This is a genomic window from Streptomyces kebangsaanensis (assembly GCF_001906585.1).
Taxonomy (GTDB): domain Bacteria; phylum Actinomycetota; class Actinomycetes; order Streptomycetales; family Streptomycetaceae; genus Streptomyces; species Streptomyces kebangsaanensis.
Genome location: NZ_JUJA01000100.1, coordinates 13,341 through 19,392 on the forward strand (window position 1 = coordinate 13,341; position 6,052 = coordinate 19,392).

The 6,052-nt window shown below is 73.4% G+C and carries 7 protein-coding genes and 1 pseudogene; 4 read left to right on the forward strand and 4 right to left on the reverse strand.

All coding sequences use genetic code 11. The annotated features are described in order from the left end of the window. Together RH94_RS15005 and RH94_RS15010 are read right to left on the reverse strand one after the other, a co-directional pair. Positions 1-918 (reverse strand): LacI family DNA-binding transcriptional regulator (locus RH94_RS15005; RefSeq protein WP_234425786.1); only part of this gene is annotated, 918 nt, incomplete at its 3' end. A gap of 58 nt (positions 919-976) precedes the next feature. Then, positions 977-1,648 carry an MmyB family transcriptional regulator gene (locus tag RH94_RS15010; protein WP_073948100.1) on the reverse strand — a complete coding sequence of 224 codons (672 nt, stop codon included), beginning with the start codon at positions 1,646-1,648 and terminating at the stop codon, positions 977-979. Between the two features lie 236 nt (positions 1,649-1,884). Here RH94_RS15010 and RH94_RS15015 point away from each other — a divergent pair, with 236 nt between their 5' ends. The 3 genes from RH94_RS15015 to RH94_RS15025 all read left to right on the forward strand — a co-directional run bounded on the left by RH94_RS15015 (position 1,885) and on the right by RH94_RS15025 (position 3,526). After that, positions 1,885-2,541, forward strand: coding sequence for a helix-turn-helix domain-containing protein (locus RH94_RS15015; RefSeq protein ID WP_073948101.1), 657 nt, complete (start codon positions 1,885-1,887; stop codon positions 2,539-2,541). A 32-nt stretch (positions 2,542-2,573) separates the two neighbouring features. Next, on the forward strand, positions 2,574-3,134 hold the full coding sequence (locus RH94_RS15020) for a toxin-antitoxin system, toxin component (RefSeq protein WP_073948134.1): 561 nt from the start codon (positions 2,574-2,576) through the stop codon (positions 3,132-3,134). Between the two features lie 164 nt (positions 3,135-3,298). Further along, entirely contained in the window at positions 3,299-3,526 is a 228-nt protein-coding gene (locus tag RH94_RS15025) for a hypothetical protein (RefSeq protein ID WP_073948102.1), read from the forward strand. A gap of 5 nt (positions 3,527-3,531) precedes the next feature. Here RH94_RS15025 and RH94_RS15030 read toward each other — a convergent pair whose 3' ends face one another. Further along, the gene (locus RH94_RS15030; RefSeq protein ID WP_073948103.1) at positions 3,532-4,212 is read right to left on the reverse strand and encodes a 4'-phosphopantetheinyl transferase family protein; all 681 of its coding nucleotides are present in this window, start codon (positions 4,210-4,212) and stop codon (positions 3,532-3,534) included. After that, positions 4,209-5,069, reverse strand: a complete 861-nt coding sequence (locus RH94_RS15035; protein ID WP_073948135.1) for a metallophosphoesterase family protein — start codon at positions 5,067-5,069, stop codon at positions 4,209-4,211. The genes RH94_RS15030 and RH94_RS15035 overlap by 4 nt, the downstream gene beginning before the upstream one ends. A gap of 282 nt (positions 5,070-5,351) precedes the next feature. Between RH94_RS15035 and RH94_RS43445 the strand changes: the two are divergent. Further along, a pseudogene (locus RH94_RS43445) lies at positions 5,352-6,052 on the forward strand (ATP-grasp domain-containing protein); the annotation flags it as partial.

Below are 6,052 nucleotides of genomic sequence, written 5' to 3' on the forward strand. Positions count from 1 at the left end.
CCCGCCGATCCGGGCGTGCAGCAGCTCCACCGCGGCCTTGCCCATCGACTCGATGGGCTGCCGGACCGTGGTCAGCGGCGGTTCGGTGCAGTTCATCAGCGCGGAGTCGTCATAGCCCACGACCGACACCCGGGACGGGACGTCGAGTCCGCGGCGGCGGGCGGCCCGTACGACGCCGAGCGCGAGCGGGTCGCTGGCGCAGATGAACCCGGTGACCCCACGGTCGATGAGTTTGGCGCCGGCGGCGTGGCCGCCCTCGATGGAGAAGATGGCGCGTGCGACGAACTCCTCCGGCAGCCGGCCGGCGATCGCGCGCGCCGCGGCCAGCTTGCGCGCGGAGGGCACGTGGTCACCCGGCCCGAGGACGAGACCGATGCGCTCGTGCCCGAGGGAGGCCAGGTGCCGCCAGGCCTGTTCCACCGCGACCGCGTCGTCGCAGGACACGCTCGGGAAACCGAGGTGCCCTATGCCCGCGTTGACCAGCACCACCGGGATGTTGCGGTCGGCCAGCAGCCGGTAGTGGCCGTGCTGGGCGTCCGCCTGCGCGTACAGCCCGCCGGCGAAGACCACTCCGGAGACCTGCTGCTGCAGCAGCAGGTCGACGTAGTCCGCCTCGGACACGCCGCCCTTGGTCTGCGTGCACAGCACGGGGGTGAGACCGAGCTGGGCCAGGGCCCCGCCGATGACCTCCGCGAAGGCCGGGAAGATCGGGTTCTGCAGCTCGGGCAGCACCAGTCCGACCAGCCGGGCGCGTTCGCCGCGCAACTGCGTGGGCCGCTCGTAGCCGAGGACGTCCAGCGCGGAGAGCACCGCCTGCCGGGTGGTCTCGGAGACGCCGGGCTTGCCGTTGAGCACCCGGCTGACCGTGGCCTCGCTGACCCCGACCTTCTTCGCCACTTCCGCAAGTCGTCGCGTCATGCGCGCAAGAGTAGCGCAAGTTATGCAAGCCGCTTGCGTAATGGTGGTGTCGCGGAGGTCAGGGCTCCGGGGTGGGGACCACGGCGAGGTGACCGGAGGCGCGCCGGGTGCGGCGAAGACCGCGCGGGGCCGGGGCGGCGCGGCGGGTCTCGCGCAGGACCAGGGTGAGGCGGGTGTAACCGAGGTCGCTCAGGGTGGCCGGGGTCTCCTCGATGATGCGGCACTCGGTGGCGCCCCAGCGCGGGTCGGGGTGCAGCAGGGGGCGGACCGCGCCGTCGGACTCCACGGCGGTCTCGCCGACCGCGCGGATCCAGTGCGGCAGGCCCTGCCGGTAGGCGGCCTCCATGATGGGGTCCTCGGCGATGTCCTGGCGGATGGCCTGCAGTTCGTGGTCGTGGCCGCAGCGCTCCACGGTCGCGGCGAAGTGGGCCAGCATCGGCAGGCACCAGCGCGACTCGTGCTCGCCGAGGACCGTGCCCGCGTCCGGGTGGAAGAGGACGAAGCGGAGGAAGTTGTCGTCGGGCATGGCCGTCGGATGCGGGCCGACGCCACGGAAGAGCGACGTGAACGCGCCGTTGGTCAGGACCACGTCCCAGCGGTGGTCGACGACGAGGGAGGGAAAGGAGACGGCCTCCAGGAACCTGGCGTAGTCCCGCAGGTAGGCCTGCGCCTCGGGACGGACGGGGACGGGCCGCGGCGCCGGCCGCTGCCCTCCTGCCTGATATGCCATCGGGAGGTCACCCCTTATGCCTCTACGGCCTTCACGCGGCGCCTTGATCCTGCTGCTCACCGGCGAGCCGTGTCAACTATCGTGGCATTTCATGCCGCTCGACGGCTGAAATTGGCCACAGTTGTGGCGAGACCTGGATGTGAGTTCGAACCACCCGCTACTCTCCGGGAAGTTCACGGCACACTGTCTTGTGAGAAGTCCGTGAGAAGTCTGTGAGAGACGTAGGAGATCTGTCGGTGACGGATGGCATCGAGGATCCGGGCGCCACGACGCCGGCCGTGCTGCCGGCCGTCGTCGCACGCGTCACCACGCTCGCCGACCGGCTCGGCGTGCCCCAGGCGGAGGTCTTCGACGTCGACCGCCTGTCCGTGGCCTGCGGCGTGCCGGAGCCGGTGGTCAGGGCCCTGCTGAACGGCCGGTCCGCGGGCGAGCCGGATGTGCAGGCCCGGTTCCTGCAGCGGCTGGACCTGCTGCGCCGCACCCGGCTCAAGCCCAACGGGCGCCGTTACACCCAGCAGGAGATCGCCGACGGCGCGGGCATGTCGCGGCAGCAGGCGGGTGCGCTGATCAACGGCGACCGGCGCCCGACAATGGAGCACTGCGACGCCCTTCAGCGTTTCTTCCGGGTGCACGCCGGGTTCCTCACGGCCGAGGACCCCGAGGCGCTGGCGGGCGCGCTGCAGCGCACCGAGCAGGAACTGCTCCAACGGCTCGCCGACCGTGAACGGGAGGCGGCCGCGGAGGCGGACGACCCGCTGGAGCGGCTGCTGCAGGACCACGGGGTGCGCGGGATCGCGTGGCGGGCCGCGCAGCTGCCCACCGACCAGCACCGGGACAAGGTCGCCGAGTGGCTGGACATGCTTCTGGAGAGTGTCAAGCGGCCCGAGTCGTGATGCTGGGGAGAGGCATGGGCATCGGCAGGGACATGCGCCGGCTGTGCGCCGAGCTGGTCGGCGAGCTGACGCTGCCGGCGCCGGCCCGGCCCGGCGACCTGTACGCCGCGCTGTGCGACGCGATGAGCAGGCGCCGCGGGCGGCCCGTCCGCTTCCGTACGGCCGCCTTCCCGCCCGGGACCGCCAGCGGGCTGTGGCTCGACATGACCGACCAGGACCTGGTCCTGGTCGAGGAACGCACCGCCCCCGACCACCAGTTGGTGATCCTCGGCCACGAGCTGTGGCACATGAAGGCCGGTCACCGCGGCCACGACGTCGACGGGGTCGGCGTCGCCGCCCGCCTGCTCGACGACGGCGCGGACCTCCGGGCGGCCGTGCACCGGGCCGCCGCGCGCAGCCGCTTCGACCTGGCCGAGGAGCAGGAGGCCGAGAGCTTCGGCCTCCTGCTCGCCAGCAGGTGCCGCACCTGGCTGGCGGGTCCGTCCCTGCGCGGCCCGGTACAGCGCGACCACCTGGCCGGCCGGATCGAGACGTCGCTGGGCTACCTGGGCCGGCGGGCGGAGGGGGACGGCTCGGGCAGGGGGCGTCCGTAGCCGGGACTTTCCGCTGCGCCGGGCGGGGGATCCGGTGCCGGGTGCGGGAGGATTGTCAGTGGGGGGCGGCAAGCTGGGGGTGTGCCGCCGTCGCACGGGGGCGCATGCGCCGTCCGGGGGACCGGGGGCGTGACCGTGGATGCCGGAACCGGGGAGAGCGACCCATGCCCACCGCCGTACTGACCGACCGTGAACGCACCGCCGTCCAGGCGTACCTGCGGCTCCTGCACACCGTGCGCGCCGCCTTCGACGGCCCCCCGAACGGCGTACGGCCCGGGGTGGTGCCGCCCACCGTGCTCGCCGAGGCGGAACAGGCCCTGGCCGGAGCGGGCCTGGCGGGCAACGAGGACACCTTCTTCCGGCTGCTGCGCGGCTGGTGCCCGCGGCCGTGAACCGGTCAGGGGCGCGGGACCGTCACCGCGGTGGCCACCAGGCCCTGCCCGACGGTCCAGCGCCCCTCGAAGTGGCCGAGGCGCCGGCCGCCGAGCAGCGGGCCCGGGACGAGGAGCCGGGCCCGTAGGCCGCCGTGCCGCGCGGTGCCCGGGGCGGTGCGGATCTCGATGTCCGCCTCCGTGAAGTCCAGCCACGTGCCGGTGAGCGGGAACCAGGCCTTGTAGACGGACTCCTTCGCGCTGAAGAGCAGCCGGTCCCAGTGGACGCCCGGGTGCCGCGCGGCCAGGCCGGCCAGGCGCCGTTGCTCGGCGGTGAGGGCGACGGTGGACAGTACGCCCTCCGGCAGCGGGGCGTGGGGTTCGGCGTCGATGCCGAGGGAGGCCAGGTCGGTGGCGTGGACCAGGGCGGCGGCGCGGTAGCCGTCGCAGTGGGTCATGCTGCCGGCCAGGCCGTCCGGCCAGCGCGGGGCCCCCCGCTCACCGGGCAGGACGGGCTGCGACGGCACGCCGAGTTTCTCCATGGCACGACGGGCGCAGGCGCGCACGCCGGTGAACTCGCGCCGGCGCTTGTCGACCGCCCGCGCCACCACCGCCCGCTCCTCGGGGTACAGCGGGGCGTGGTCGGTCTCGTCGTCGCCGTACGCCTCCACGGCCACCACCGGGTCAGGGAGCAGCTCCTCGATCACCGGGCCCGGACCTCCAGGGGGAGTACGCGGCGCAGCCTGCCCGGCGGTTCCGGGCGCCTGCGCCACTCGCGGGGATATCCCACGGACACCTCCTCGAAGCGGACGCCCTCGTGCCAGGTGGTCCGCGGGATGTGCAGATGACCGTAGACCATGGCGGTCACGCGGAAGCGGCGGTGCCAGTCGGCGGTGCGCCGGGTCCCGCACCACATGGCGAACTCCGGGTACCACAGGACGTCCGTCGGGTGCCGGTCCAGTGGGTAGTGGTTGACGAGCACGGTCGGCAGATCGGCGGGGAGTCCGGCGAGCCGGCGCCCGGTCTCGGCGACCCGGGCCGCGCACCAGGCCTCGCGGCTCGGGTACGGGTCGGGGTGCAGCAGGTACTCGTCGCTGCAGACGACGCCGGTGCCGTGCGCGTAGGCCAGTCCCTCGTCCTTGGTCGCGCAGCCGGCCGGCAGGAAGGAGTAGTCGTACAGCAGGAACAGCGGTGCCACGGCCACCGGTCCGCCCGGCCCGTCCCAGACCGGGTAGGAGTCCTCGGGCGTCGTCACGCCCAGTTCGCGGCACAGCTCGACCAGGTGCTCGTAGCGGGCGACGCCGCGCAGGGTGACGGCGTCACGCGGGTGGGTCCACAGCTCGTGGTTGCCGGGGGCCCAGATCACCTTGCGGAAGCGGCTCGCCAGGGTCTTCAGGGCCCAGCGGATGTCGGCGACGGTCTCGGCGACGTCCCCGGCCACGAGCAGCCAGTCGTCGTCCGTCGCGGGTGCCATCCGCTCGACCAGGGCGCGGTTCTCGCTGTAGCCGATGTGCAGGTCGCTGACGGCCAGTAGCTGTCCGGCCCCTCCGGGCTTCCCCGTCACCTCGCGCCCCTCGCCTCCGGTCGCCCACACGACGGGTACCACAAGAGCACATCGGGTGGCGGCGGGACAAGGACGACCCGCGTCGGCCCCGGTCCGGGCGCGGGTACGGGGCGGGCCGGGCCGGGACGTCCGCGTGGCGCTTCCTGGCCGAAGAAGGTCGTATGATCGCCCCAACACCGCCGCCGGAACTCCCTTTCGCGCAGCGCGGCTTGGTGTCCCTCCTTCCCCCTTGGCCGGGCTCGGCCGGCTTCGCCCTGCCCGCGACCCCGAAAGGCGGCCTGCATGGTCCCTCGCGTACGCGTCTGGCTCAACCGCACGTACGCGGAGAACGTGTTCTTCATGGATCAGCTGCGGAGGAATCCCAGCCACCGGGCCGTCGAGATCCACGCCACGCACAAAGACCCCGACTCCCCCGTCCTGGCCGCCGCCGACACCGCCGAGCCGGAGCCCGAGGGGCTGTCCCCGGCCGCGTACGTCGAGTACGCGCTCGACCAGTGCGCGCGGCGCGGCATCGACGTGTTCGTGCCCCGGCTGCATCAGGCCGTGATCGTGGCGCACCGCGCCGACTTCGCCGCGGTCGGCACCGCGCTGCTCGCGCCGACGCCCGAGGCGGTGGCCGTCTTCGCGGACAAGGCGACGGCGTACGAGGCGGTCCGGTCGATCGGCGTGCCGGTACCGCCGTGGTGGCGGGTGCGCACGGCCGGTGAACTCCTCGTTGCTGTGGAGGAGTTGGAGGCGGCCGGACACCTGGCCTGTTTCAAGCCGGCGTCCGGCGCGGGCGGGGCGGGCTTCCGCGTCATCACGCGCGCGCCCTTCTCACTCACGCATCTGAGTGGATTCCCGGGCTCCCAGGTCCCGCTGGATCTGGTCCTGCGGGCGCTGGAGCATGCGGACGGGCCGGTCGACTGGCTGGTGATGCCGCGCCTGGAACAGCCGGAGGTGTCGGTCGACTGCCTCACCGGGCCGGACAACCGGATCCGGCT

Coding starts and splice junctions, on each gene's coding strand:
- RH94_RS15010 (WP_073948100.1), bottom strand. CDS start 1,648: ATGGCATATCAGGCAGGAGGGCAGCGGCCGGCGCCGCGGCCCGTCCCC.
- RH94_RS15020 (WP_073948134.1), top strand. CDS start 2,574: ATGCGCCGGCTGTGCGCCGAGCTGGTCGGCGAGCTGACGCTGCCGGCG.
- RH94_RS15025 (WP_073948102.1), top strand. CDS start 3,299: ATGCCCACCGCCGTACTGACCGACCGTGAACGCACCGCCGTCCAGGCG.